This window comes from Arthrobacter sp. PGP41, from assembly GCF_002953935.1.
GTDB lineage: Bacteria > Actinomycetota > Actinomycetes > Actinomycetales > Micrococcaceae > Arthrobacter.
On the sequence record NZ_CP026514.1, the window covers coordinates 2273332 to 2298302 of the forward strand.

General features: G+C 63.8%; 26 protein-coding genes. 11 read left to right on the forward strand and 15 right to left on the reverse strand.

Translation table 11 applies throughout. The annotated features are described in order from the left end of the window. Both C3B78_RS10330 and C3B78_RS10335 read right to left on the reverse strand, forming a co-directional pair. Positions 1 to 696, reverse strand: coding sequence for a class I SAM-dependent methyltransferase (locus tag C3B78_RS10330; RefSeq protein ID WP_104997988.1), 696 nt, complete (start codon positions 694 to 696; stop codon positions 1 to 3). 5 nt (positions 697 to 701) lie between these two features. After that, on the reverse strand, positions 702 to 1913 hold the full coding sequence (locus tag C3B78_RS10335) for a type III polyketide synthase (protein WP_104997989.1): 1212 nt from the start codon (positions 1911 to 1913) through the stop codon (positions 702 to 704). Between the two features lie 188 nt (positions 1914 to 2101). On the opposite strand from C3B78_RS10335, the gene C3B78_RS10340 reads away from it, so the two are divergent. Together C3B78_RS10340 and C3B78_RS10345 are read left to right on the forward strand one after the other, a co-directional pair. Beyond that, entirely contained in the window at positions 2102 to 2515 is a 414-nt protein-coding gene (locus C3B78_RS10340) for a hypothetical protein (RefSeq protein WP_199775231.1), read from the forward strand. Between the two features lie 182 nt (positions 2516 to 2697). Then, positions 2698 to 3111 carry a hypothetical protein gene (locus tag C3B78_RS10345; RefSeq protein ID WP_234005372.1) on the forward strand — a complete coding sequence of 138 codons (414 nt, stop codon included), beginning with the start codon at positions 2698 to 2700 and terminating at the stop codon, positions 3109 to 3111. A 638-nt stretch (positions 3112 to 3749) separates the two neighbouring features. Here the strand turns inward: C3B78_RS10345 and C3B78_RS10350 are convergent. Together C3B78_RS10350 and C3B78_RS10355 are read right to left on the reverse strand one after the other, a co-directional pair. Continuing rightward, positions 3750 to 4562 carry an AfsR/SARP family transcriptional regulator gene (locus C3B78_RS10350; protein WP_234005373.1) on the reverse strand — a complete coding sequence of 271 codons (813 nt, stop codon included), beginning with the start codon at positions 4560 to 4562 and terminating at the stop codon, positions 3750 to 3752. Between the two features lie 342 nt (positions 4563 to 4904). Further along, positions 4905 to 5378, reverse strand: coding sequence for a VOC family protein (locus C3B78_RS10355; RefSeq protein WP_104997992.1), 474 nt, complete (start codon positions 5376 to 5378; stop codon positions 4905 to 4907). Between the two features lie 72 nt (positions 5379 to 5450). Between C3B78_RS10355 and C3B78_RS10360 the strand changes: the two genes are divergently transcribed. Together C3B78_RS10360 and C3B78_RS10365 are read left to right on the forward strand one after the other, a co-directional pair. Next, the gene (locus C3B78_RS10360) at positions 5451 to 5843 is read left to right on the forward strand and encodes a DUF3054 domain-containing protein (RefSeq protein ID WP_104997993.1); all 393 of its coding nucleotides are present in this window, start codon (positions 5451 to 5453) and stop codon (positions 5841 to 5843) included. A gap of 103 nt (positions 5844 to 5946) precedes the next feature. Further along, positions 5947 to 6228 (forward strand): Lrp/AsnC family transcriptional regulator, encoded by a 282-nt coding sequence (locus tag C3B78_RS10365; protein WP_013601017.1) that lies wholly within the window; start codon positions 5947 to 5949, stop codon positions 6226 to 6228. A 14-nt stretch (positions 6229 to 6242) separates the two neighbouring features. Here the strand turns inward: C3B78_RS10365 and trpD are convergent, their stop codons facing one another. After that, entirely contained in the window at positions 6243 to 7298 is a 1056-nt protein-coding gene (gene trpD, locus C3B78_RS10370) for an anthranilate phosphoribosyltransferase (RefSeq protein ID WP_104997994.1), read from the reverse strand. A gap of 147 nt (positions 7299 to 7445) precedes the next feature. On the opposite strand from trpD, the gene ctaE reads away from it, so the two are divergent. From ctaE to qcrB, 4 genes are all read left to right on the forward strand, one after another. Beyond that, on the forward strand, positions 7446 to 8084 hold the full coding sequence (ctaE, locus tag C3B78_RS10375; RefSeq protein WP_199775232.1) for an aa3-type cytochrome oxidase subunit III: 639 nt from the start codon (positions 7446 to 7448) through the stop codon (positions 8082 to 8084). An 86-nt stretch (positions 8085 to 8170) separates the two neighbouring features. Continuing rightward, positions 8171 to 8959, forward strand: a complete 789-nt coding sequence (gene qcrC / locus C3B78_RS10380; protein WP_104997996.1) for a cytochrome bc1 complex diheme cytochrome c subunit — start codon at positions 8171 to 8173, stop codon at positions 8957 to 8959. 98 nt (positions 8960 to 9057) lie between these two features. Then, complete coding sequence (gene qcrA / locus C3B78_RS10385) at positions 9058 to 10131, forward strand: cytochrome bc1 complex Rieske iron-sulfur subunit (protein ID WP_104997997.1); 1074 nt, start codon at positions 9058 to 9060, stop codon at positions 10129 to 10131. Then, positions 10109 to 11779 (forward strand): cytochrome bc1 complex cytochrome b subunit, encoded by a 1671-nt coding sequence (gene qcrB, locus C3B78_RS10390; protein WP_104997998.1) that lies wholly within the window; start codon positions 10109 to 10111, stop codon positions 11777 to 11779. The genes qcrA and qcrB overlap by 23 nt, the downstream gene beginning before the upstream one ends. Positions 11780 to 11902: 123 nt before the next feature. Here qcrB and C3B78_RS10395 read toward each other — a convergent pair whose 3' ends face one another. Beyond that, a complete protein-coding gene (locus C3B78_RS10395; protein WP_104997999.1) occupies positions 11903 to 12673 on the reverse strand; it encodes a GntR family transcriptional regulator in 771 nt (256 codons plus the stop codon). A 164-nt stretch (positions 12674 to 12837) separates the two neighbouring features. Between C3B78_RS10395 and C3B78_RS10400 the strand changes: the two genes are divergently transcribed. Continuing rightward, a complete protein-coding gene (locus tag C3B78_RS10400) occupies positions 12838 to 13131 on the forward strand; it encodes an HPr family phosphocarrier protein (protein ID WP_104998000.1) in 294 nt (97 codons plus the stop codon). 77 nt (positions 13132 to 13208) lie between these two features. Here the strand turns inward: C3B78_RS10400 and C3B78_RS10405 are convergent, their stop codons facing one another. The 5 genes from C3B78_RS10405 to C3B78_RS10425 all read right to left on the reverse strand — a co-directional run bounded on the left by C3B78_RS10405 (position 13209) and on the right by C3B78_RS10425 (position 18440). Continuing rightward, positions 13209 to 13610, reverse strand: a complete 402-nt coding sequence (locus C3B78_RS10405) for a cytochrome c oxidase subunit 4 (protein ID WP_013601026.1) — start codon at positions 13608 to 13610, stop codon at positions 13209 to 13211. A 2-nt stretch (positions 13611 to 13612) separates the two neighbouring features. After that, the gene (gene ctaD, locus C3B78_RS10410; protein ID WP_104998001.1) at positions 13613 to 15334 is read right to left on the reverse strand and encodes an aa3-type cytochrome oxidase subunit I; all 1722 of its coding nucleotides are present in this window, start codon (positions 15332 to 15334) and stop codon (positions 13613 to 13615) included. A 10-nt stretch (positions 15335 to 15344) separates the two neighbouring features. Continuing rightward, on the reverse strand, positions 15345 to 16217 hold the full coding sequence (ctaC, locus tag C3B78_RS10415) for an aa3-type cytochrome oxidase subunit II (RefSeq protein WP_104998002.1): 873 nt from the start codon (positions 16215 to 16217) through the stop codon (positions 15345 to 15347). 186 nt (positions 16218 to 16403) lie between these two features. Next, positions 16404 to 16793 (reverse strand): HesB/IscA family protein, encoded by a 390-nt coding sequence (locus tag C3B78_RS10420; RefSeq protein ID WP_066275924.1) that lies wholly within the window; start codon positions 16791 to 16793, stop codon positions 16404 to 16406. Between the two features lie 174 nt (positions 16794 to 16967). Further along, positions 16968 to 18440, reverse strand: a complete 1473-nt coding sequence (locus C3B78_RS10425; RefSeq protein WP_104998003.1) for a dipeptidase — start codon at positions 18438 to 18440, stop codon at positions 16968 to 16970. Between the two features lie 91 nt (positions 18441 to 18531). On the opposite strand from C3B78_RS10425, the gene C3B78_RS10430 reads away from it, so the two are divergent. Then, complete coding sequence (locus C3B78_RS10430; RefSeq protein ID WP_104998004.1) at positions 18532 to 19131, forward strand: DUF3043 domain-containing protein; 600 nt, start codon at positions 18532 to 18534, stop codon at positions 19129 to 19131. Positions 19132 to 19207: 76 nt separating this feature from the next. Here the strand turns inward: C3B78_RS10430 and C3B78_RS10435 are convergent, their stop codons facing one another. Continuing rightward, positions 19208 to 20278: a quinone-dependent dihydroorotate dehydrogenase gene (locus C3B78_RS10435; protein ID WP_104998005.1), complete on the reverse strand. Its 1071-nt coding sequence runs from the start codon at positions 20276 to 20278 to the stop codon at positions 19208 to 19210. A 74-nt stretch (positions 20279 to 20352) separates the two neighbouring features. Between C3B78_RS10435 and C3B78_RS10440 the strand changes: the two genes are divergently transcribed. Continuing rightward, entirely contained in the window at positions 20353 to 21354 is a 1002-nt protein-coding gene (locus C3B78_RS10440) for an alpha/beta hydrolase (protein ID WP_104998006.1), read from the forward strand. An 85-nt stretch (positions 21355 to 21439) separates the two neighbouring features. Here the strand turns inward: C3B78_RS10440 and C3B78_RS10445 are convergent, their stop codons facing one another. From C3B78_RS10445 to leuA, 3 genes are all read right to left on the reverse strand, one after another. Then, the gene (locus C3B78_RS10445; protein WP_104998007.1) at positions 21440 to 22267 is read right to left on the reverse strand and encodes an isoprenyl transferase; all 828 of its coding nucleotides are present in this window, start codon (positions 22265 to 22267) and stop codon (positions 21440 to 21442) included. Between the two features lie 2 nt (positions 22268 to 22269). Continuing rightward, a complete protein-coding gene (gene recO, locus C3B78_RS10450; protein ID WP_104998008.1) occupies positions 22270 to 23022 on the reverse strand; it encodes a DNA repair protein RecO in 753 nt (250 codons plus the stop codon). 101 nt (positions 23023 to 23123) lie between these two features. Then, positions 23124 to 24863: a 2-isopropylmalate synthase gene (gene leuA, locus C3B78_RS10455; protein ID WP_104998009.1), complete on the reverse strand. Its 1740-nt coding sequence runs from the start codon at positions 24861 to 24863 to the stop codon at positions 23124 to 23126. Between the last annotated feature and the right edge of the window lie 108 nt (positions 24864 to 24971).

The following is a 24971-nucleotide window of genomic DNA, read 5'->3' on the forward strand; positions in this document are numbered from 1 at the left end:
TCAGTCCCTCGAATAAGCGAGGACCTGGTGGAAAGGACTGCCTGGCCTGACCACCCAGCCGGGGGGAGCGATGGCCGCCAGTTCCGGGCGCGTGTAACTGCGCCGGATGGACGTGAGCCCGTCCGCGCGGATAAAGGAATGGCGGAAAGGCAGGGCAGCGGCACTGAAAAGGGCATAGGCAACCGGGCTGCGGCGGAGATCGTTGTGCAGCGCGGCCTTTCCGGCCAGCACTTGCGAATGCGCCAGCAGTTCCCGCAGTTGCGCCTCATCAAGGTGGTGCAGGACATGGTTGGAAATCACGAAGTCGTACTGCCGTCCCTCGCTGACCAGGTCGGCGCTGTGGGCCTGCCGGAAAGTGAGTCCCGGAACTTCAGGGCGCCGCTCGGCGAAGGCGGCGGCCCGGGGATCGGGATCGATGCCCGTGATGTGCAGGGCCAGGTGGTCGCGCGCGGCCCAGCGCGACAGCAGGGTGGCGAGATCGCCTCCGCCCGAGCCAATGTCCAGGAGCGTCCCGGGCCGGGGGCTGCCCGCCAGGAAAGGACGCAGCTCCCGCACGTAGAGCCGACGCCAGCCGGAGAGCATCCGGTTAATGACAGCGAACTGTCGGTACGTGTTGTCCAGGGCCTGCGGGTCGCAGTCGGGCAGGTCCATGATTTCCACCGCCCAGGCGGCGCGCCGCCGCAGCAGGAGATCCACGGGGATCAGGCCACTGGCGCTTCCGCCGGCAGCCGCTCCTGAGCCTGTTCCTCGGGGGAATTGTGCCCCGGCCGCGTTGTACGCGGCGCTTGCCGCAGTTTGGTGAAGACCGCCGTTTCCACGGTGAGCCCGGGGCCGAAGGCCATGGAGCAAATCCTTTCGTCACCCGGCTCCGGGTCCTGTTCCAGGATGTGCTTGATGACGAACAGGACGGTTGCGCTGCTCATGTTGCCGTAATTGCGGAGGACCTCGCGGGCCGGCACCAGCTGTTCCTGCGTCAGGCCGAGCCTGGACTCGACCTTGTCAAGGATGCTGCGGCCGCCCGGGTGGATGGCCCAGTGGCGGATGGAGGAGTAGGGGAGTGCTGCCAGTTCCGGTTCCCGCGCCAGGAGGGGCGCCAGCGCCCCGACGATGTGGTCGTCGATGATGTGCGGGACGTAGTTGCCCAGGACCATCTCGAAGCCGTGGTCACCAATGTTCCAGGCCATGGAATCCTCGCCGACGGGGGTGAGGACTGTTTCGAAATGGTCCAGCTGCATCAGGGCATGGTCTTCGGCGCCGTGCCGGGCGGTGACGACGGCGGCTGCCGCTCCATCGGCGAAAAGGGCTGACCCCATGATGGTGTCGGGGTCGTTGGAGGTACGGACGTGCAGCGAGCACAGTTCCGCGCAGACCACCAGGACTACGGCGTTGGGGTCCGCTTCACAGAACAGCTTTGCTGCGCGCAGCGCGGGAAAGGCCGCGTAGCAGCCCATGAAGCCGAGGTGGTAGCGCTGGACGGCCGGGTCCAGGCCAAGCTCGCGCACAATCTTGTAGTCGGGCCCCGGGTTGAAGAATCCCGTGCAGGAGACGGTCACCAGGTGAGTTATGTCAAGTAAATTGAGTTCCGGGCAGGCGTTGACGGCGGAGCGGGCAGCTTCGACGAAGAGCTTGGTGGCTTCGCGGCCGAAGATCTCATTCCGCGCCTTGGTGCCGGGGTTCAGGAGCAGGCCGGTGGCAGGGTCATAGAATTGCGGATCATCCGAGCGGAAGTCGTTGGTCAGTTCCTCGACGGCAGTAAAGCGTGTGTCAATGGCGGCCGAATCGAAGCACGTGTTCACCAGCCGGGCACCCAGCCTGGACAGGCCAGGCTGCGCCGCAAAGACATCCCGGGCTTCCGACTGGATCAGCTTCGTTTTCGGAACTGCAGTTTCAAGTGAACGCACGTAGACCGTCATTGGTTCATTCTTAGCGAGCCCTTGGATTAAGGCAACGGTAGGCCTGGGCGTTGACCTGCGGAGTTACCGGTCCCGGGCGGTAATACTGCGCTGGTGGACCAGTGGTCCCGACCCTCCCAGAAACGCCGATAATCTACATTATGTCAAGTAGAAGTGATCCAATTGCAGAATATGCAGAATAGGACCTGGTGATACCCGCTTCCCCGTTTTGGGATAAGGCCCTGCCCGAAGGGCTGCACCTGGGCTTGGGCAATGTCCCCGTCCTGGTTCCTGCGCAGATTGCCCCTATGTTCTGGGACTATTTGCACGACCGGCCCAACCAGCAGACCGGCAACGGCGGGAGCCAGTGGCTCTTCCCCGGCACCTTGCCGGGCCAGCACATCCACGCCGACGCGATGATGGGCCAACTACGTGCCTTGGGCATCCACACCGGCGGAGCCCGGAACACCGCTCTGCGCGGCCTCGTCCAAGAACTGCCACCCACCCTGGTCGCAAATGCCCTGGGCTACAGCTACCAAGTCATTCACAAACACGCCGCTGACGCCGGTGTCCCAATGGCCGGCTACGCAGGTGGTGCGCGTTTGACTCCTCTGGGATCCTGACGCGCCTGACCTCGCTGCAGCACGGTCGGTCCGCGAACAACTAAGGTCGGTCTCGTGACGGATGATCTGCGAGGCTTCTCCCTGGGGACGTGGCTGCTAGTGCGCGGGGACCTCATTGGAGTGCACTGCGATCCCCGTATCCATGATCGCAGTGCCCCGACGGCTAGCAGGAGGTGACCCAGATGGAACGGTTTCTGATACTGCTGGCCATAGTCCTTGCTTCAGTGGCAGTCTGCGTAGCCGGACGCTATCGATTCCCCATCAAGGAAGGATCCCGAGCGGATCACTTCTTCGAACGGCTCCAGTTGGCAGGGAACGTGGTAGCCATCGGAGTGGAACTCCTGCTTCCCGCCGTCACCGGTTTCCTCGGCCAGCCCTTGCTGGCCTACGCGGCCGCAATCCTCCAAGTTTTCGCTGTGAGCATCTTTCGAGTCCAGCTGCCTCCAATTCGGGCGGTCCGCCCCGGGACGGCCGCTCAGCACTCAGTAGGTGAACGGGAACTTCGCCGCACTCGATGGCCCTACCAAACGGCCTTCGCACTGGGATACGTCCTGCTCCTTGCTTACGTGGCGTCCATATTCGGTATGTATTTCTAATAGCCGACTGCAGCAAGGAACGAACGGGAAACCGACAGCTAAGCGGGAACTGCAGCGCCCGCATAGGACTCGGAGCGATATGTGCAGTTCCCGCTTCCAAAAACTGTCCGCTCCGGACTCACCCAACTCGGACCACACACGCTCGCGGTGGAACTGCGCCGCTCCCCCTCACCCGGAACGGTCACTTTCAGAACGTGAGCGGGCTTGCGGCTCACGGCACCGGTAACGGCACCACGTGCACTGGATGGGAGCCCCGCCGCCAATCTTGCGTCAATATTTCGGAAACGCGAGCCAACTCCTGATTTTCCTCCACCAAGATCAAAGGGACGAAGGGTAAGCCCTCCACTTCAACGGAGGGCACTTCTGGCAGCCAGGGGATCGGCGCGGCGGAAGCCTGTACCTTCCCACAAGCGTTTGAGCCAGGACGGGGCGGGGTGACCGGGATGATGCAAGAGCAGCATTGGTCCGAGCCAGCGGGCGACCAACGACCAGGGCAGGAGCCCCCCTCCGCCGGCTTCATGGTCATCCGAACCTGGCACGAGCCCGGCCACCCACAGGGTTTTCGGGCGAGGATAACCTTCGGACAGACTCCCAGCAGCACTCAAAGGACCGTGGCCACAGCCGACCCCGCGGAGGTCCTAAGCGTGGTCAAGCGCTGGCTGGCCGCTCAGCCAGGGGTGACGGGGAGGAACTGACTGTTCCGTCCCCAAACCCGGCCGCCGCTCAAGGGCCCCGGCAAGAAGCGCGCTCACCGAGTCCGAAGGCAGCAAACCCATTTCTTCCCCAAGCTGCTTCCGGTAGCCTTCGTAAGCCCTGAGCGCGGCGGCGGGATTGCCGTGCTGCAATTCAGCCTCAATAAGGAGCTTCACGGCAGTCTCATAGAGTGGCTCGATCTCCACCGCGGCCTCGGCGGCTGCCTCTGCCGTCCCGGTGTCACCCACGGCAAGTGAATACGAAGCGATGGCTACGTAAGCCCGTAAGCGGTCCTGCTGCAGCCGGCTCTGTTCAACGATCATCCAGTCCTCGTACCAGCCGGGAAGCAGTTGGGCATCACTTAGCCCGTCCAGCAAGGATGCAGGGTCTCCCTTCAGCCCTGCACCGCCCAGCGTCCTGGCCTGCAGCCGGACCCGCCTCAGGTCAACGTCCACGTTGTCGCTGAGGTACAGCATCCGGCCCTCGTTGACGATCAGCCCGGGCACTTGGCGTGAAACCAAGTGGACACTGACGCGCAGACTCTCCAACGCCTTGGAATCCGGATACTCGGGCCACAACAAGCCGACGAGATAGGTTCGGAGAAGCGGACCCTTGATGGCCAGCGCCGCGATCAGCCGCTGCTGGCGCGCAGCAACATGCACAACCACGCCGTCCCGGCAGAGACGCCAGGACCCGAGCAGTTCCAGTTTCAACTCTCCATAGCCGTCGGCGCCCATGGGAACCTGATTTCGGTTCAACAAAACATGTGGTGGATGGTACGAATGAGCATCCTCAGGACGGTGGGTCCTGTCAATGGGGCCATCCCCATACTTCCTAAGGGAGAGGTCCCTATCCGAAGCGGAGGCCACCCCGTACGGAATCTAACGCGTGGACCCGATCCCGGCGCCAACCACGGCCCCAATCCCAAGTCCCAGTGCAAAACCAAGGAACGGACTGTCAAAGACCGCGAGCCCAAGGGTAATTCCAACAGCGGCGCCAACGAGGCAACAGATCCACAGTGGCTTGTTCACCCGGCCTCCAACAGCAGATACTTCGGCAACACGGGTCCACCGGAGACTGCAGCGGGTTTCCCGGCAGGGTCAGCCGTCATACGCTTTCTGCAGTTCGGCGATGTCCAGCTTGCGCATCCCCAACATGGCCTGCATGGCACGCTGCGATCCGTGGGGGTCGGGGCCTGCGATCAAGGACGGGAGGACTGAGGGGACGATCTGCCAGGACAAGCCGAAACGGTCCTTCAGCCAACCGCACTGGCTCTCTGAGCCGCCGTCTGTCAGAGCTGCCCAGTACCGGTCCACCGAGGACTGGTCCTCGCAGTCCACCACGAACGAGACAGCTTCAGTGAAGGCGGATCCCCGGGCACCGTTCAGGGCGGTGAAGCCCCGCCCTTCGAGTTCAAAGTCGACGGCGATCGCTTCGCCCGCCGCGCCGGGTCCGCCATCACCAAAGCGCGAAATGTTGAGGATTCTTGAATCGTCGAAAACCGAAGTGTAGAACTGTGCCGCTTCTTCCGCCTGGTTGTCGAACCAGAGGCAGGTCCCGATTTTTCGAGGCATGGTGGCTCCCTTCCGGCTTGAGCCTAATGCCGCGGTCCACGGCACACAACGGCTGGCGTTAAGCTCGGATCCATGACTTCCCGCAATGTGAAACCGCATGCCGTCCGCCTGCCCCTGGCAGCGGCGGGAGCCGACGCCGTCATGATCCTGGTGTTCGCCGCCGTCGGACGCGACGCCCACCAGCGCGGCGACGTGGTGACCGGCGTGATGCTGACCGCCTGGCCGTTCCTGGCGGGTGCTGCGATGGGGTGGATCATCGCAAGGGCATGGCGGGATCCCCTCTCGGTACGGTCCGCCGGCATTGCCGTTTGGCTCGGCAGCGTGGCAGGAGGGATGGTGTTGCGCGCCCTGACAGGCCAGACCGTGGTGCTCCCGTTTGTCATGGTGGCCTTGCTTAGCCTGGGGCTCCTGCTGCTTGGCTACCGCCTGCTGCTGGCGATGTTCCGGCGCCGCCGCGGCGCCTGAACAGGCCAGGGGTGCCCGGCCGCAGGCTCCTGCCAATGTAATAGGCTGGCAGCAGAAACTTGCCGGGCACTGCTACGGCGCAACAGATCCGGAAGGGTTCAACGTGATCACTGCATTCGTTCTGATCAAGACCGACGCTGCCCGCATTCCTGAAACAGCCGAGGAAATCTCCGCGATCGAGGGAATCAGCGAGGTTTATTCCGTCACCGGAGAATGGGATCTCATTGCCGTGGCACGGGTCCACCGGCACGAGGACCTGGCCGACGTCATCGCCGACAGGCTCTCCAAGGTCCCTGCCGTGGTCCACACCACAACCCATATTGCCTTCCGCGCCTACTCCCAGCATGACCTGGACGCAGCGTTCTCGCTGGGCTTTGAGCAGTAGGCAACTGGCCGTGCTCACCGGGCGGTGAGCGCGACCCACTTCCCAAGGACGGCTGCGGCGGCCCCGGTATCAATGGATTCGGCGGCGCGGGCAAAAGCCGTCCGCATCCGGTCGAGGAACGGGCCCTCGGCCGATTGGTCGAAGGCCACCAGTCCGGCCGCTGCGTTGACCAGGACGGCGTCCCGGGCGGGTCCTTCCTTGCCGGCGAGGACCTGCCGGACAACGGCCGCGTTCACCTCTGCGTTTCCACCACGCAGCTGTTCCACGGTGGCAAGGCGGATGCCCAGGTCCTGCGGAGAGAACGTCAGCTCTGTCACCCGGCCATCACGGATCTCCCACACTGTGGACGGCCCCGTGGTGGTGAGCTCGTCCAGGCCGTCGTTGCCGCGGAAAACCAGGCCCCTGCTCCCCCGTTGCGCCAGCACGCCAGCTACCAGCGGCGCCATCCTGGCGTTTGCGACGCCGACCGCTGAGGCCTGCACGTTGGCAGGGTTAGTGAGGGGGCCGAGGAAGTTGAAAGCGGTGGGGATAGCCAGCTCCCGCCGGGGAACGGCGGTGTGGCGGAACGAGGGATGGAACACCTGCGCAAAGCAGAACGTGATTCCGGCCTCTTCGGCGTTGCGGGCCACTTCGTCGACGGTCAGGTCGAGCCGCACACCCAAGGCTTCAAGTACGTCGGCGGAGCCGGACGACGACGACGCGGCCCGGTTGCCGTGCTTGACCACTTTGGCGCCGGCCCCTGCGGCGACCAGGGCTGCCATCGTGGAGATGTTCACGGTGTTTAACTGGTCTCCCCCGGTGCCGACGATGTCCAGCTTCTCGCCGGAGATGGTCACAGGCCTCGCATGGGCAAGCATTGCAGCCACCAGGCCCGAGAGCTCCTCAACCGTCTCGCCTTTGGAGCTGAGCGCCACCAGGAATCCGGCAATCTGGGCGGGCGTGGCCTCTCCCGACATGATGGTGTCCATCGCCCAGGAGGTGTCGTCCGCTGTCAGGTCAGTACCGCCAATTAAGGCGGAGATCAGGCGGGGCCAAGAATTGCCGGACGGTGCGGAAGCCTGTGAAGTCACCTCCTGATGCTATCGAGCGTGCCGGGGCGTGACCAATGTGAACCCCTCCGGGAACTTTTCCGGGCGATTTCGCGTCTTTGTAGAAAAAGTCCCCCGAAAAGGCGGTTTGCGTTGGGCAGCACGGACTTTTACAGACATAATGTCTATGTGACATCTGCGACCCATGCCCCCAGTACCCCGGCGCACCCCACGCTGAACCGCCCCAATATGGTTTCCGTTGGAACCGTTGTGTGGCTGTCCAGCGAGTTGATGTTCTTCGCCGGTCTCTTCGCCATGTACTTCACGCTGCGCTCCACGAGTGCGCAGATGTGGGCCGATGAGACAGCCAAGCTCAACTTCCCCTTTGCGCTCGTCAACACCATCGTCCTCGTGGCCAGTTCCTTTACTTGCCAGATGGGCGTCTTTGCGGCTGAACGGCTTCAGCCGCGCCGGACCGGGGGCGCTTTCCAGTTCGCCCGCTGGGGAATGAACGAATGGTTCACCCTGACGTTCCTGATGGGCGCGTTCTTCGTAGCCGGACAGACCATGGAATACGCCATGCTGGTCTCTGAGCACGTCTCGCTGTCCTCCAACGCCTACGGCTCCGCTTTCTATATGACCACCGGCTTCCACGGCCTCCACGTCATCGGCGGCCTCATCGCCTTCCTGCTCATCATGGGCCGGTCCTTCGCCGCGAAGAAGTTCGGGCATTTTGAAGCGACGTCAGCGATTGTCACCTCTTACTACTGGCACTTCGTGGACGTCGTGTGGATCGGCCTCTTCCTGGTCATCTACGTACTCAAGTAGCCAGCTTTGATTCTTTTTCTACAAGAGGCAGAATTTCAGGTAGCGGCTCCCGGAGCCGGCGCAGGATCGAATAAAGGAACCACCACGTGAAGGCACTCTCACAAAAGCGGCGTCACCCACTAGCAGCACTAGCGCTGCTCCTGATGGGGCTCCTCATCACGGGTGGGCTGTACGCCGCGGCTACCACCGTCAACGAGGCCAAGGCCTCCAGCACTTCCTACAGCGCCAATGACGTGGAAGAGGGCGGCAAGCTGTTTGCGGCCAACTGCGCCACATGCCACGGCATGGGTGCCAGCGGAAGCCAGGACGGGCCTTCACTGGTTGGCGTTGGCGCAGCAGCTGTCGATTTCCAGGTGGGTACCGGCCGCATGCCGATGCAGATGAACGGTCCGCAGGCCATGAAGAAGCCCGTCCAGTTCAACGATGAGCAGACGCGGCAGCTTTCAGCCTATGTCGCTTCCCTGGGTGCCGGCCCGGCGGTTCCTGAAGAAAGCCTGCTTGACGAAGGCGGCGACGCAGCAGCAGGCGGCGAGCTGTTCCGCACCAACTGCGCCATGTGCCACAACGCGGCAGCAGCCGGCGGCGCCCTGACCCGCGGCAAGTTCGCCCCTGCACTCGCGGACGTGTCCGGCAAGCACATCTACGAAGCCATGGCCACCGGCCCCCAGAACATGCCGGTGTTCAGTGATTCGAACATCACCCCCGAAGGTAAGCGGGACATCATCACCTTCCTGAAGCAGATCGAAACCAGCGGCTCGCCGGGCGGAGCAGACCTCGGGTCCCTGGGCCCGGTGGCGGAAGGCCTGTTTGTTTGGGTTGCAGGCCTCGGTGTCATCATCGCCTTCACGATCTGGCTGACTTCCCGGACGTCCTGACCCCTGGGAACCACCACACACTTCTGCTGATCCGTCAGCAGCTTGATATTAGAAACTAACCCGGCACCCGCCGGGACGAGAGAAGGATGAGGCGAATTATGGGCAACCATAGTGACGGCAGTCCGAACCACTCGGGCACCGTAGCTACGGCTGGTCAGAATGAGGTGGAGAAATTCCAGGATCCTGGAATCCCTCCGCACCGTTTGCGCCTGGCTGACACGGACCCGAAGGCCGCAAAGCGGGCAGAACGGCAGGTCGCCTTACTATTTGGCATCTCTGTTGTTGGAACCCTGATCTTCCTGGTGGCGTACTTCGCCATTGACCTGGGAGGCGAAGAATCGAGCATCGGCACCATCCGGCTTCAGAACATGCTGCTGGGCCTTGGCACGGCGTTTGCCATGCTCGGCATCGGTACCGGCATTGTGCACTGGGCCAAGGCCCTCATGCCGGACCACGAAGTTTCCGAGGAACGCCACGCGATCCGTTACGAGGAGGACCGCCAGGCGGCAGTCCGCATCGTCGATGACATCGTCGAAGAGACGGGCATCAAGCGCCGTCCGCTGATCCGGAACACCCTCCTCGGTGCCGTCGCCCTTGCGCCGCTGCCCGCCGTCGCCATCTTCGGTGACCTCGGACCTCGCCCGGACGACAAACTGGCCCACACCATGTGGGCACCCCAGGAAGGCAAGCTCAAGCGGCTTGCCCGGGACCCTGACGGAACGCCCATCAAGGCCTCGGACGTCACCATCGGCTCCGCCTTCCACGTCATTCCGGAAGGGCTCAACGACCTCCACGAGGGCAAGCTCAACGAAAAGGCCAAGGCCGTTGTGCTGCTCATGCGCTTGGACCCGGCATCGCTTAACCCCTCCCAGGGCCGTGAGGACTGGGGCTACAACGGCATTGTCGCCTACTCCAAGATCTGCACCCACGTCGGTTGCCCTGTTGCCCTCTACGAGCAGCAGACGCACCACCTGCTGTGCCCGTGCCACCAGTCCACCTTCGACCTCACCCAAGAGTGCAAGGTGATCTTCGGCCCCGCCAGCCGTCCTCTCCCCCAGCTGCCCATCGCAGTTGACGACGAGGGCTACTTGGTCGCTACCAGCGACTTCAAAGAACCTGTAGGACCAAGTTATTGGGAGCGTGATATGCATGAGCGCAGCATCACCAGCTGAGCCGGCTTTCGTCGCCAAAACCAAGACGGGCCGGATTACCGACTTCGTCGATGCCCGTGTGGGCGGTTCCGGAATCCTCCGCGAATTCGGCCGCAAGGTCTTCCCGGACCACTGGTCCTTCATGTTCGGCGAAGTGGCCCTCTACTCGTTTGTCATCCTCCTGCTTTCGGGCACGTTCCTGACATTCTTTTTTGATCCGTCCATGGCCGAGACGCACTACGACGGCTCGTACGTTCCCCTGAAGGGCGTCGAGATGTCCGTGGCGTACAGCTCGTCGCTGGACATCTCGTTTGACATCCGCGGCGGCCTGTTCATGCGCCAGGTCCACCACTGGGCAGCACTGCTGTTCGTGGCTTCCATCGCAGTGCACATGCTGAGGGTCTTCTTCACCGGCGCCTTCCGCAAGCCCCGCGAAATGAACTGGGTAGTGGGCGGCGTCCTGCTCATCCTGGCCATGGCCGCCGGGTTCACCGGCTATTCGCTGCCTGATGACCTGCTTTCCGGAAACGGCCTGCGCATCATCGACGGTGTGATCAAGTCCATCCCTGTCATCGGTACCTACATCTCCTTCTTCCTCTTTGGTGGAGAATTCCCGGGCACCGCAATCATTGGGCGCCTGTACATGCTGCACATCCTGCTGGTGCCGGCACTCATCCTGCTGATGATCGTCCTTCACCTCTTCATGGTGGTCATTCACAAGCACACCCAGTACCCGGGCCCCGGCCGCAACGACAACAACGTTGTCGGCTACCCGTTGGGTCCTGTCTACGCAGCCAAGGCCGGTGGATTCTTCTTTATCGTCTTCGGTGTCCTGGCCCTCATGGCAGGCTTCTTCACGATCAACCCGATCTGGAACTACGGCCCGTATGACCCCTCCCCCGTGTCCGCCGGTACCCAACCCGACTGGTACATCGGGTTCGTCGACGGCGCCCTGCGTTTGATGCCGGGTGTGATTGGCGACTTCCACTTCGAGTACGTCATCTTCGGTTACACCCTCACGCTGAATGTCCTGCTCCCGGCGCTGGTCCCGGCAGGCATCCTGTTCACGGTCATGTTCATGTACCCGTGGATCGAGCGCTGGGTCACCAAGGACGAACGTGAGCACCACGTTTTGGACCGTCCCCGTAACGCTCCCACCCGTACGGCCATCGGTATGGCCGGCTTCGTCTGGTACTGCGTGATGTGGGCAGCTGCAGGGTCCGACCTCATCGCCACCCACTTCAGCGTCTCCCTGAACGACGTCACGTACTGGCTGCGGGCCCTGTTCTTTATTGGCCCGGTCATCGCCTTCATCGTCACCAAGCGCGTGGCCTTGGCCCTCCAGCGCAAGGACCGCGAGATCGCCCTGCATGGACGCGAGACGGGCCGCATTGTCCGCCTCCCGCACGGCGAGTTCATCGAGGTTCACGCGCCCCTGGACGAGTACAAGCGCTACAAGCTGGTGGGCTTCGAATCGCCAGAGGTTCTCCCCGCCGTACCGAATGAACACGGCGTCGTAACCCGCAAGGAAAAGCGACGCGCGTTCCTCTCCAAGTGGTTCTTCGAGGACCGGGTAGCACCTGCGACTCCTGCTGAGCTTGAAGCTGCGCACGGCCACGGCCACGCTGCGGTGGAAGCACCCGAGGAAGCAAAGAGCCTGTCCCACTAGGGTTTACACGGGAAACATGGAAGGCCCGGTCCATTTGGACCGGGCCTTCCTGTTTGCCTTTCCGTATGTCCGCAGCACACGGTCTGCACTCCGTGTGCTGCGGACAGCCCGCCAACGGGCGGCTCAGTGGTTACGTGCCCGGCGTGCCCCCGGGCGCTGCAGCGGCACCCACAGCTTGTACCTGTCTGCGCGGTAGTAGGAGACGGAATAGTCCACCATAGCCCTGGCTACGAAGGCGTGCCGCTGGATTTTCAGGAGCGGCGCTCCCACCTCCACGTTCAGCAACCGGGCGGTGGACGGCGAAGCCGCGGTGGCCTCGATCATGTCCTCGCCCCATTCCATCACCAGCCCAAATTGCTCACTGAGGACGTTGTACAGCGACGTGGGCGGTTCCCCGTCCAGCAGTCCCGGCACCCGGTGCGCAGGAATGAAGTTCTCGTCAACGCTCATGGGTTCACCGTCAGCCAGGAGCAGGCGCCGGAAACGGACCAACGGCGTTCCCTCATCCAACTGCAGTTCACGCGCAAGGAACGCACTGGCGGCAATCTGCTCAAAGCTCAGGACCTTCGCCGCAGGGACCATCCCCCGTCGCTGCATCTCCTCGCTGTAGGACGTCAGCTTGACTTGGAGATCGACCTTTGGCCGGCGGACGAATGTCCCCAGGCCCACCACTCTTTCGATGACTTCTTCGCCTACCAACGCATCAATCGCCTGGCGGACGGTCATGCGGGCAAGGCCGAACCGCTCGGCGAGATCCCGTTCGGAGGGCAGGGCCGAGCCGGGCGGGCAGGAGTCCGCAATGTAGGTACGCAGAATCTCGCGCAGCTGTACGTAGATGGCTGTGCCACTGGACCGGTCGATTTTGCCGGTGATGGCTGCCGCACTAGCCGGCATGGGTTGCTTCCCCTGCGTTAAAGTTCACCCTCCAATTTTAGGTCAGGTCTAGACCAGCTTCGTCCACCTTGTCCCGCCGTTTAGCGGCGCAACCTGACAGGCCCTATATTTGTCATGAAAACGCGATTTCGACGGAGGGGGGCCGTCATTATGAAGGAGTCCCTTTGCCAACACATAACGCCGTGGTCAAAGCCTCGGTGGGGCTGCACGCCCGGGCTGCCGCCGTCTTCGTACGGGCCGCTACGCAGACCGGCCTGCCGGTGACCATCTCGAAGGAGGGCAGCTCGAGCGTTGATGCGCGCTCTTTGCTGCAGGTGATGGCGGCGGATTTCCACCAGGGATGCATGGTGGAGCTGGGTATCAGCGACGCGGCCCTCAGCGGCCCGTTGGGGCGCCAGGAGGCCGAGGACGCGTTGCGGGCGCTGGGTGAACTGCTGGAGTCGCAGGGCGCCGCCTAGGACGTGCCGCGAGCAATACGAACGACGTCGGGCCCCACCAAATGGTGGGGCCCGACGTCGTAGTTGGTGAAGAAGCGCTAGTGCGCGTGGTCTCCGCGGCTGTATTCGTACACCCAGCCGATGAGTGCCACGACTGCCAGGCCGGCCGCGATGAACACAATCCAGAAACCGACCGCAAGGCCCAGGAAACCTGTTGCGCACGCGATGCCCAGGACCAGCGGCCACCAGCTCCAAGGGCTGAAGTGTCCCTGCTCGCCCGCGCCTTCGTGGATCTCAGCATCGCTGCGGTCCTCGGGGCGCATGCCGACGCGCTTGCCGGTGAATCCAAGGTAGCCGCCGATCATGCCGGCGAGGCCGCCCACCAGCAGGATGCCAAGGATGCCCACCCACTCGCCCCAGTTGGTCAGGAAGCCGTATACCAGGGACACCGGAACGAAGAAGAAGACTCCGGCACCAAAAATCCAAGATTCAATTTTCATTGTCAGTTGTCCCTCTGGTCGGCATTTCCGAGTACCTGGGCGGCCGGCGCCGGCGACTCAACGGTGTGGACCTGGCGGAGTTCCGGGTGGTGCAGGTCCAGGGCGGGCCGCTCGGAACGGATCCGGGGCAGCGAAGTGAAGTTGTGCCGCGGCGGCGGGCAGGACGTGGCCCATTCCAGTGAGGCGCCGAAGCCCCAGGGATCGTCCACCTGGACCTTTTCACCGCTGCGCCACGTGATGTAGACGTTCCAGAAGAACGGAATCAGGGAGGCGCCCAGCACGAACGAAGCCACGGTGGAGAACTGGTTCATCCAGGTGAAGTTGTCCTCCACCAGGTAGTCCGCGTAACGGCGGGGCATGCCTTCAACGCCCAGCCAGTGCTGGATGAGGAACGTGCCATGGAAGCCTAGGAACAGCAGCCAGAAGTGGATCTTGCCCAGGCGCTCGTTCAGCATCTTCCCGGTGAACTTGGGCCACCAGAAGTAGAACCCGGCGAACATCGCGAACACCACGGTGCCGAACACCACGTAGTGGAAGTGCGCCACCACGAAGTAGGAGTCCGAGACGTGGAAGTCCAGCGGCGGGGACGCCAGGATGATGCCGGTCAGGCCACCGAACAGGAAGGTGACCAGGAAGCCGATGCTCCAGAGCATCGGGGTTTCGAACGTCAGCGAACCGCGCCACATGGTGCCGATCCAGTTGAAGAACTTCACGCCGGTGGGGACCGCGATCAGCATGGTCATGAAGGCGAAGAACGGCAGCAGCACGGATCCGGTGACGTACATGTGGTGTGCCCACACCGTTACGGACAGGGCGGCGATGGCAATGGTGGCGTAGACCAGGCCCTTGTAGCCGAAGATCGGTTTGCGGCTGAAGACCGGGAAGATCTCCGAGACGATGCCGAAGAACGGCAGCGCGATGATGTACACCTCGGGGTGGCCAAAGAACCAGAACAGGTGCTGCCAGAGGACGGCACCGCCGTTTTCGGGATCGAAGATGTGGGCTCCGAAGCGGCGGTCCGCGCCGAGGGCGAAGAGTGCTGCTGCCAGCGGCGGGAACGCCATCAGGACCAGGATGGCCGTCACCAGGGTGTTCCAGGTGAAGATCGGCATCCGCCACATCGTCATGCCGGGGGCGCGCATGCAGATGATGGTGGTGATGAAGTTGACCGCACCCAGGATGGTGCCGAAGCCGGACAGCGCCAGGCCGAACACCCACAGGTCACCGCCGACGCCCGGACTGAAGGTGGTGTTGGACAGCGGCGCGTAGGCGAACCAGCCGAACGACGCCGCGCCCTGCGGGGTGATGAAGCCGGACACCGCAATGGTGGAACCGAAGAGGAAGAACCAGAAGGCCAGCGCGTTCAGCCGCGGGAACGCGACGTCCGGCGCGCCGATCTGCAGCGGCATGATCACGTTCGCGAACCCCGCGAAGAGCGGCGTTGCGAACATCAGCAGCATCACGGTGCCGTGCATGGTGAACAGCTGGTTGTACTGTTCCTTGGTCTGCAGGATCTGCATGCCGGGCTCGAACAGTTCGGCGCGGATCAGCAGCGCCATCACGCCGCCCAGGCAGAAGAATACGAAGGACGCAATCAGGTACATGTACCCGATGGTCTTGTGGTCGGTGGAGGTGATCCAGTTGACGACGACGCGTCCCTTGGACTTCGGAACCACGGGAGCTGCAAGGACTCCGGTGGGTGCGGATTGAGTGTACGTAGCCACGTCGCTCCCCTTACTTAATTTCGTTCACGTTCGGGTTGCGGTCGTACTCGACGCCGAGGAGACCCGTGTTGCCTGCTTCGCGCAGCTCGTTCATGTGGGCCTGGAATTCGGATTCCGACACCACCTTGACGCGGAACAGCATTTCGGAGTGGTACTCGCCGCAAAGTTCGGCACACTTGCCGTCGTAGGTGCCCTCTTTGGTGGGGGTGAACCTGATGTAGTTGGTCTTGCCCGGGATCATGTCGCGCTTCTGGAGGAAGGCGGGTACCCAGAAGGAGTGGATGACGTCGCGTGCGTTGAGCTCAAGGTCAACAGACTTGTTGACCGGCAGGTACAGCGTGGGCAGCTTTTCCTTATCGATGGTGTTGCCCGTAAGGTGCGCCTGCACCCCGGCCTCGTGGACATCCTCCTGGATGACGTCGCCGGCCTTGTAGTTGAAGTCCCACGCCCACTGCTTGCCACGGACGTCAACAACGACGTCGGCAGGCTGGGAGCGGTTGTCAATCGCCTGCTGGTCGCGGTCGGTGAAGTAGAAGAACACCACAACCATGAACAGGGGGATGGTCAGGTAAAAGACTTCGAGGGGCAGGTTGAAGCTGGTCTGCCGCGGAAACCCCACCGTGCCCTTGCGGCGGCGGTAAGCAACAAGGCACCAGACGATCAGGCCCCAGGTAATGATGCCCACAACCAGGGCGGCAATCCATGAGTTGACCCAGAGGTCCATGATGCGGTCGGTGTTGCTGGTGGTGCCACGTTCAGTGGGCAGCCACCCTTTCTCTACCTCTGGCGAACATCCGGTCAAAACCAACGCGCCGGCAATTGCCAAGCTTGTGATCGTTGTGATCGTTTTGCGTCGGCTGCCGGTTCGGTTCTGCGAACTCACAGACGGCCCTTCCTACTTGTTGCTGTTGACCGGGCAGCCTTGGCCGCCCCGGGCACACTAAAAGTTTTACTACTCGGTGTAGAGCTTACCGCTCCCCCGGGCGTTTCGCCCACATGTCGGCGCCGTGCCCCCAGACCGATATTTTCGGCAGGAGACCCGGCGCCGGCATCGGGCGAAACAACCGGCTTAGTGGAACGAATCCCCACACGCGCAAGAGCCGCCCGCGTTCGGGTTGTCGATGGTGAAGCCCTGCTTGGAGATGGTGTCCTCGAAGTCGATGCTGGCACCGCTGAGGTACGGAACGCTCATCTTGTCCACGACAACCTCGACGCCGTCATAGTCCCGGACTGCGTCACCGTCCAGGAGCCGCTCATCGAAGTAGAGCTGGTAAATCAGTCCGGAGCAGCCGCCGGGCTGCACTGCAACCCGGAGGCGCAGATCCGTACGGCCTTCCTGCTCGAGAAGACTGCGTACCTTGCCCGCTGCGACGTCGGTCAGCTTGACCTCGTGGACGGGCAGTTCGTCACTGGCCGTGCTGGTGGTACCTGTGCTGTTCTCATTGGTTGCGGTGCTCATTTGGCCTACCTTCTTAGGACGGTCTGGCGGCGCCGCGCTGGCGGTGCCTGCCCCTACGGTTTCGGTATGGGCTATAGCTACATGCTACGCGGGGCGGAGGTGTAGCTCTAACTCCTGAACGTAACCATGGAAGGCACCCCGTTGTTCCCGGGAACGGCCTGTACGGTGTTCCGATCAGGCCCTGGGGCCGCCATGGAAGCGGTCCTGCAGTCCCTGGTCATTAATCCGGGCCAGGAGCAGGGCCTCGGCGAGGATGGCCTTGCGGAAGTCGCCAAGGTGCAGGGATTCGTTCGCACTGTGCGCCCGGGAGTCCGGATCCTCCACACCGGTCACCAGGATCTGCACGTCCGGATACAGTTCCGTGAGGTCGGCGATAAAGGGAATGGATCCGCCGATCCCTGTTTCCACGGCCTTGACCCCCCAGGCCTCACCCAGGGCCCACATGGCCAGTGATGCTGCCGGCGACGACGTGTCAGTCAGGAAGGGGTTGCCGCTTTCCCCAGGCGTGAAGGTCACCTTCGCGCCGAAGGGCGCGTTGGCCTCGACATGCCGGCGCACAGCCTCCATGGCTTCGTCCGGGACCTGGCCGGGGGCAAGGCGCAGGCTGAACTTCGCCCGGGCGCGGGGCAACAGGGTGTTCGATGCCGCGTCCACTGAGGGTGCGTCGAATCCGATGATGGACAGGGCCGGTTTGGTCCACAACCGCGAGGCGATGCTGCCCGACCCTGCCAGCCGTACGCCGTCGAGCACTGAAGCATCTGCCCGGTAGTCTTCCTCGGAAAGGTCAACCGTGGCTGTATCCCTTGCCACCAGTCCCTCGATGGCGACATTTCCTTCCTCGTCATGCAGGGTGGCGATGAGGCGCGACAGGAGGGTGGGCGCATCCAGCACCGGTCCCCCGTACATGCCGGAGTGCACAGCGTGGTCGAGGACCTGGACTTCAATGGTTCCGTCCACCAGTCCCCGCAGGCTGGTGGTCAGCGCCGGGACCCCCACCTTCCAGTTGCTGGAATCAGCGACGACAATGACGTCGGCCCGGAGCAGTTCCCGGTTTGCCTCCAGGAATGAGCGGAACGTGGGCGAGCCGGCTTCTTCCTCGCCCTCAAAGAAGAACGTGACGCCGAGCCCCAGCGAGTTCCCGAGCACCTCCGTAACTGCTGCGTACGCCGCCAGGTGCGCCATGATGCCGGCTTTATCGTCCGCCGCGCCGCGGCCGTACAGGCGTCCGTCCTTCTCGACGGCGGTGAACGGTTCCGTCTCCCACAGACTCTGATCACCCGCGGGCTGGACATCGTGGTGGGCATAGAGCAGGATCGTCGGCTTGCCGTCGGCGGCAGGCCGTTGGGCGACGACGGCGGGCCCTCCCGGGGTGCCGTCAGGCTTGTCGCAGCCAAGGATCTGGACGTTTCCGAGTCCCACGCCGCGGAGCAGTTCCGCTACAACTTCGGCGCTGCGTTCCAGCGGGGCCCGGTCAAAGCTTGGCCAGGCGATGCCGGGGATGGCGACCAGCTCCTTGAGCCGGGCCAAGGTCTGGTTGAAGGACTGGTCAATGGACGAACGAAGGTCTTCCGTCCAGCTGTTTCGGTCAAGGCCCGGGGATGGAAGGCCATTGTGGTTTTGCGGCGTGCCCGTCGGCGATGAAGTCATGGCAAAACATTACCCGCGTCATATTGACTGCTTGGGGCCACGGTTGGCTTCGGCATGACTTCAGTTTCCCGCCGCAAGGTATTCTGTTCTGGTGTTCGGACGTAAAAAGGAAGCGCCCTCGGCGCAGCAAACAGTAGACCAACAGGCTGCAGAGCCGGGGCGGCCAGAGGGATTGGGCGGCAAGGGGGCCCCAACTCCCACGCGTAAGGCACAGGAGGCGGCCCGCCGGCGGCCACTGGTCCCGGAGGACCGTAAAGCCTCCAAGGCTGCCGAGCGCCAGGCAATCCAGGACCAGCGGCTTAAGATGCGCCAGGCCCTGGACACCGGTGACGAAAGGTTCCTGCCGCTGCGTGACAAGGGTCCCCAGAAACGGTTTGCCCGCGATTATGTTGACGCGCGTTTCAGCCTCGGTGAGTACTTGATGTTCGGCGCCCTCGTGTTCGTCCTGGTGTCGCTGGTGGTTCCGGCGTCCAGTGACTTGATGATCTACGTCCTTGGCGGTTTCTGGGTGATGTTCCTGGCCGTCTTCGTGGACGTGTTCATCCTGTCCCGCCAGCTTCGCAAGCGGCTGACCGCGAAGTTCGGCGAGGTGGAGCGCGGAACCGTGTGGTACGGCTCCATGCGTTCCCTGCAGTTCCGCAAGCTCCGTCTCCCCAAGCCCCAGGTCAAGCGCGGCCAGTACCCGGCCTGACCCCGCGGCTCCCTTCAACAATCAACAAAACCCCGGCGGATTTTCCGCCGGGGTTTTGTGTTGCACCGTTCGCGGCCTAGGTCCGGCGGCTCTTCGCCAGTTCGCGGTTGATCCGGGCAGCCCAGAACGGTCCTTCATAGAGGAAGGCCGTATAGCCCTGGACCAGGGTAGCCCCGGCGTCGAGCCTGTCCCGGACGTCCTGTGCCGTTTCAACGCCGCCCACGGCCACCAAGGTGAGGGCGTCACCGGTGACCTGCTTCAGCCGGCGAAGTACGTCGAGGGAGCGCTGCTTCAGCGGCGCGCCCGAGAGCCCTCCGGCGCCGCATCTTTCCACCTCTTCCGCTGGTGTGGACAGGCCGTCCCTGGCGATGGTGGTGTTGGTGGCGATAATGCCGTCCAGCTTGAGGTCCAGGGCCAGGCGCGCGACGTCGTCGATATCCTCGTCGCTGAGGTCCGGGGCGATCTTCACAAGCAGGGGGACGTGGCGGCCTGCCGACCTGTCCGCTTCCTGGCCCACAGCCGTCAGCAGCGGCCGGAGCGACTCCACGTCCTGCAGCAGCCGCAGGCCGGGAGTATTGGGCGAGCTTACGTTAACCACCAGGTAGTCCGCAGCAGGTGCAAGGCTGCGGGCACTGACGAGGTAATCCTCCACGGCATCGGTAAGCTCCACTGTTTTGGTCTTGCCGATATTGACGCCGATAACGGGGCGAACGCGCCGGTGCCGGCGCTGTAGGGCGGCTCGCGCGGCCTTGAGCCGCGGGGCCACGGCGGTTGCGCCGTCGTTATTGAATCCCATGCGGTTGATGACCGCCCGGTCCTCCACCAGGCGGAAGAGCCGCGGTTTCTCGTTGCCCGGCTGGGCCTGCCCGGTGATGGTACCCACCTCCACGTGGCCGAAGCCAAGCTCCGTCAGGGCCTCGATCCCATGGCCTTCCTTGTCGAAGCCGGCGGCAAGCCCGAAGGGCGACGGAAAGGTTATTCCAAAAGCCGTGGTCTGGAGTGACGGTGCGGGAGCCGTCAGCTTCGCCAGCAGCTTCCCGGCGCCGGAGCGATGCGCCAGCCTGATGCCCTTGAATCCGATCTTGTGGGCGCGCTCCGCGTCCATCCATGAAAAGGCCAGCCTGAAGAATGTGGGATAAACGCGCATGCCTCTAGTTTTCCGTCTATGAGGGCCCAGACCAAAATGAGCGGGGCAAACCTGCACCGGATTAGCATAAGCGCATGGAATGGCAGCAGGACATCCTGGGCGCTGACTTTGAGTCTCATGCCTTCCGCGCCACGGGGCCGGACGGGGTGGAGCGCGCGGCCACCCTGGTCCGGTTCCGCCCCGCACTGGAGAAGTTGCCTCCATTCCCGGGCCGGCGCAGGGCCGTCCTGTTCCTGCATGGCTGGAGCGACTATTTCTTCAACGCGGACCTTGCCCGCTTCTGGTCCACGGCGGGTTACGACTTTTACGCACTGGACATGCACAACCACGGCCGGAGCCTGCGTCCGGATCTCCCGGGCGGATACGTCGCCGACCTCATGGATTACGATGCCGAAATAGAAGCTGCGTTCCAGCTGATCTGCCAGGACGGCGCGGACCCCTTGCTCACCCTTATGGGCCATTCGACTGGAGGGCTGGTGGCGGCGCTGTGGGCCAGCCGGCATCCCGGCAGGGTCTCCCGGCTTGTCCTGAACAGCCCGTGGCTGGAAATGCACGGCAGCTCACTGGTGCGGCGTGCGGCGTCCAGGATGGTGGCACCTGTTGCGCGGTTCCGGCCCGAAGCCGTGCTCCGGCTTCCGGAGCGCGGGTTCTACTGGCGGACCATCAGCAGCTCGGCCGAAGGTGAGTGGACCCTGGATGACCGGTACCGTCCCCCGATGGCATTTCCCGTGCGGGCCGGCTGGCTCAATGCCGTGCTGTCCGGGCACTCCAAGGTGGCGCGGGGCCTCAACATAAACGTTCCCATCCTTGTCCTGTTGTCCGGCGGCAGCGCCAACGGCCTCTTCTGGTCTGAGGAGATGCGGCGGACGGATGCCGTACTTGACGTCAACATCATTGCCGCGCGTGCCCTGACGCTTGGCCGCACGGTGACGGTGGAACGGATAGACGGCGCCCTTCATGACGTGTTCCTCTCCCCTGCTGCAGTGCGGGCCGACGCCTACGCCCGGTTAGCACGCTGGCTCAGGGCATACGGGGACGATGACCCGGAGCCATCCGAGAGTTCGAAGAGCGGATGAGCGAAGGACACACGGGCTCAGGGGCTACCCCGCCTGAAGGCCGCCGCCTGCCGGACCCGGGTGCGCCGCCGGCCGGGCGTGGACCCTAGGAGCCCGCGGGTGTTGCGGCATCCACCGCCCCGCCGTACCGGCGGTCCCGCTGGGCGTACTCCTCCACTGCCGTCCACAGCGTCCGGCGGTCGACGTCGGGCCACAGCGTGTCCATGAAAACGAACTCGGCATAGGCCGACTGCCAAAGCATGAAATTGGACAGCCGCTGCTCGCCCGAACTGCGGAGGAACAGGTCAACGTCCGGCAGGTCCGGCTCGTCGAGGTACTTCTGGATTGTCCGCTCGGTGATGGCACCAGGTTTCAACCTGCCTGCGGCAACCTCGGTGGCGATGGCCGAGACAGCGTCGGTAATTTCAGCCCGGCCGCCGTAATTAACACACATGGTCAACGTGCAGGTGGTGTTGCCTGCCGTGAACTCCTCGGCCTCTTCCAGCTCCCGGATGACCGAGCCCCACAGCCGCGGCCGGCGTCCGGACCAGCGGACGCGCACGCCCCATTCATCGAGCTGGTTTCTTTGCCGGCGCAGCACATCCTTGTTAAATCCCATCAGGAAGCGCACTTCCTCCGGAGACCGGCGCCAGTTTTCCGTGGAAAAGGCGTACACGCTGACATACTCGATGCCGAGTTCTATCGCCCCCGCCATGACGTCCAGCAGCGCCGGCTCCCCTGCCTTGTGCCCTTCTATCCGCGGCAGTCCGCGCTGGTTGGCCCAGCGCCCGTTCCCGTCCATCACGATCGCCACATGGCGTGGAATGAACTCTGCGGGGATGGAGGGCGCCACGGCTCCGGACGGATGCGGGTACGGGGCAACCACCGGGTGGGTGCGCTTTCTGGACGAGGGGTTCTTTTTGCCGAGGGCCACTGTCAGCTTCGCTCCACATGTTTGAGGGACTTCAGGACTCGTTCAAGATGCCATTGCAGGTACGCCGCCACCAGGCCCGCGGCCTCTTTCCGGTGTGGCGGAAGGGAGCCGTCCGCCGTGGTCCAGTCGCCGGTCAGCAGTGCCGCCAGGAGGACCACGGTTTCCGGCGCCGGCGCCGGCGATCCTGGGGGCCTGCATCCGCTGCAGACCATACCTCCCAGTGGCGCCGAGAAAGCGTTATGGGGGCCGGGGACCCCGCAGCGGGCGCAGTCCGTAAAGCTTGGGGCCCAGCCGCCGGTGGCCAACGCCCGCAGCAGATAGGAGTCGAGGATCAGGCCGGCGGCGTGTTCATCCCTGCTCAGGGCGCCCAGCGCACCCACAAGCAGGTTGTACTGGGCAGTTCCTGCCTCCCCGTCGACGTCGGTCAGTTTCTCCGCCGTCTCGGTCATCGCCGCCGCCACCGTGTACCGGCCGTAATCGGCGGCAATGCTGCCGCCGTAAGCGCCCTTGGCCACCGCCTGGGTGACGATGTCCAGCGTCTTGCCGGAAACAAGCTGCAGGTCCGCCACCATAAAGGGCTCAAGGCGGGCTCCGAACCGGCTGCTGGTGCGCCGGACCCCCTTGGCAACAGCCCGCACCTGGCCGTGGTGCTTGGTCAGGAGGGTGATGATCCGGTCCGCCTCGCCCAGCTTATGGGTGCGCAGTACGACGGCGTCGTCCCGGTATGCGCGGGAGGCGAAAGAGTGTTGGGCCACGCCTTTATCTTCCCATCCTTTGCAGGCACCATTCCGCCGGCCGTCACCGGGCGGGGCTCCGTTGTGCGGCCGGCGGCACCCGGCGGCACAACGGTGCGGTCTCAGGCCCGGGCGTCCCGGATGGCGCGGTTCACGGCAGAAATGACGGCCTTCAGCGACGACATGCTGGTGTTGGCGTCAATGCCCACGCCCCACAGGACCCGTTCCCCCACGGCGCATTCGACGTAGGCGGCAGCCATGGCATTGCCGCCCTCCGAAAGGGCGTGTTCGCTGTAGTCGAGGACCCGGACATCCACGCCGTCTTCGCGCAGGATGCTCAGCAGGGCCGCAATGGGCCCGTTGCCGGTCCCGGTTCGCTGGACCTGCACGCCGTCCACGGTGAGGGAAGCGTGAAGCGTCATGCCGCCGTCGTCATCCGTTTCTGTTTTGACTGCACCCAGGGAGTAGCGTCCCCACTGCCCGTCTGCCTTCCCGGAGGGCAGGTACTCATCCTGGAAGACCTGCCACAGCTGGGCGCCGCTTACTTCCCCGCCAACGGTGTCCGTGCGCTTTTGGATCACGCCGGAGAACTCGATCTGGGCGCGGCGCGGCAGGTCCAGGCTGTGCTCGTTCTTGAGCAGGTAGGCCACACCGCCCTTGCCGGACTGCGAGTTGACCCTGATAACGGCCTCGTAGCTGCGGCCCAGGTCCTTGGGGTCCACGGGCAGGTACGGCACCTGCCACGTGAAGTCTTCCACTGCCTTGCCGGCGGCCGCGGCGTCCCGTTCCAACGCCTCGAATCCCTTCTTGATGGCGTCCTGGTGGGAGCCGGAGAACGCCGTAAAAACGAGGTCGCCGCCATAGGGTGAGCGCTCGGGGACGGGGAGCTGGTTGCAGTACTCCACGGTCCGGCGGACGTCGTCGATGTTGGAGAAGTCGATCATGGGGTCGATGCCCTGGACAAACAGGTTCAGTCCGAGGGTTACCAGGTCAACGTTGCCGGTCCGTTCGCCGTTGCCGAAAAGGCAGCCCTCGATCCGGTCGGCGCCCGCCATGTAACCCAGTTCCGCGGCCGCTACGCCGGTGCCGCGGTCGTTGTGGGGGTGCAGGGAGAGGATGATGCCTTCGCGGGGATGCAGGTGGCGGCTCATCCACTCGATGGAGTCGGCGTAAACGTTGGGGGTGGCCATTTCCACAGTGGCGGGCAGGTTGATGATGACCTGGCGGTCCGCGGAGGCTTCGAAAACATCGGCGACGGCGTTGCAGACCCGCACAGCGTATTCCAGCTCCGTGCCGGTAAAGGACTCCGGGGAGTACTCGTAGGTCACGTGCGTGTCCGCGAGGGTTTCCTCGTACTTCTTGCACAGGCGGGCGCCCTGGAGTGCGATGTCCAGGATGCCGTCCTCATCCTGGTTGAAGACCACCCGGCGCTGCAGGACCGAGGTGGAGTTGTATAGATGGACGATGGCCTGCTTGGCGCCCACCAGGGATTCGTAGGTCCGCTCGATCAGGTGCTCGCGGGCCTGGGTGAGGACCTGGATGGTGACGTCGTCCGGGATGTGGTTGCCTTCAATGAGCTGGCGGACAAAGTCGAAATCCGTCTGGGAAGCAGAGGGGAAACCTACCTCGATCTCCTTGTAGCCCATCCGCACCAGCAGATCGAACATCTTCATTTTGCGGGCAGGGCTCATCGGATCAATCAGGGCCTGGTTGCCGTCACGCAGGTCCACCGCACACCAGCGGGGAGCTTTGGTGATGATCTTGTCCGGCCACGTGCGGTCCGGCAGCTCCACCTTGATCTGGTCCTGGAACGGCGTGTAGCGGTGGGCGGGCATTCCTGAGGGCTTCTGTGCGTTTCGCATTACTATCGGGGCCTTTTCTGTGGTTCTTCGTTGAAAGGGTGGCCGGGCAACACAAACTCCGCAGCGAGGGTGGGCCTTGCGCTAGATCGCGTCTGAGGCCTCGCCGCG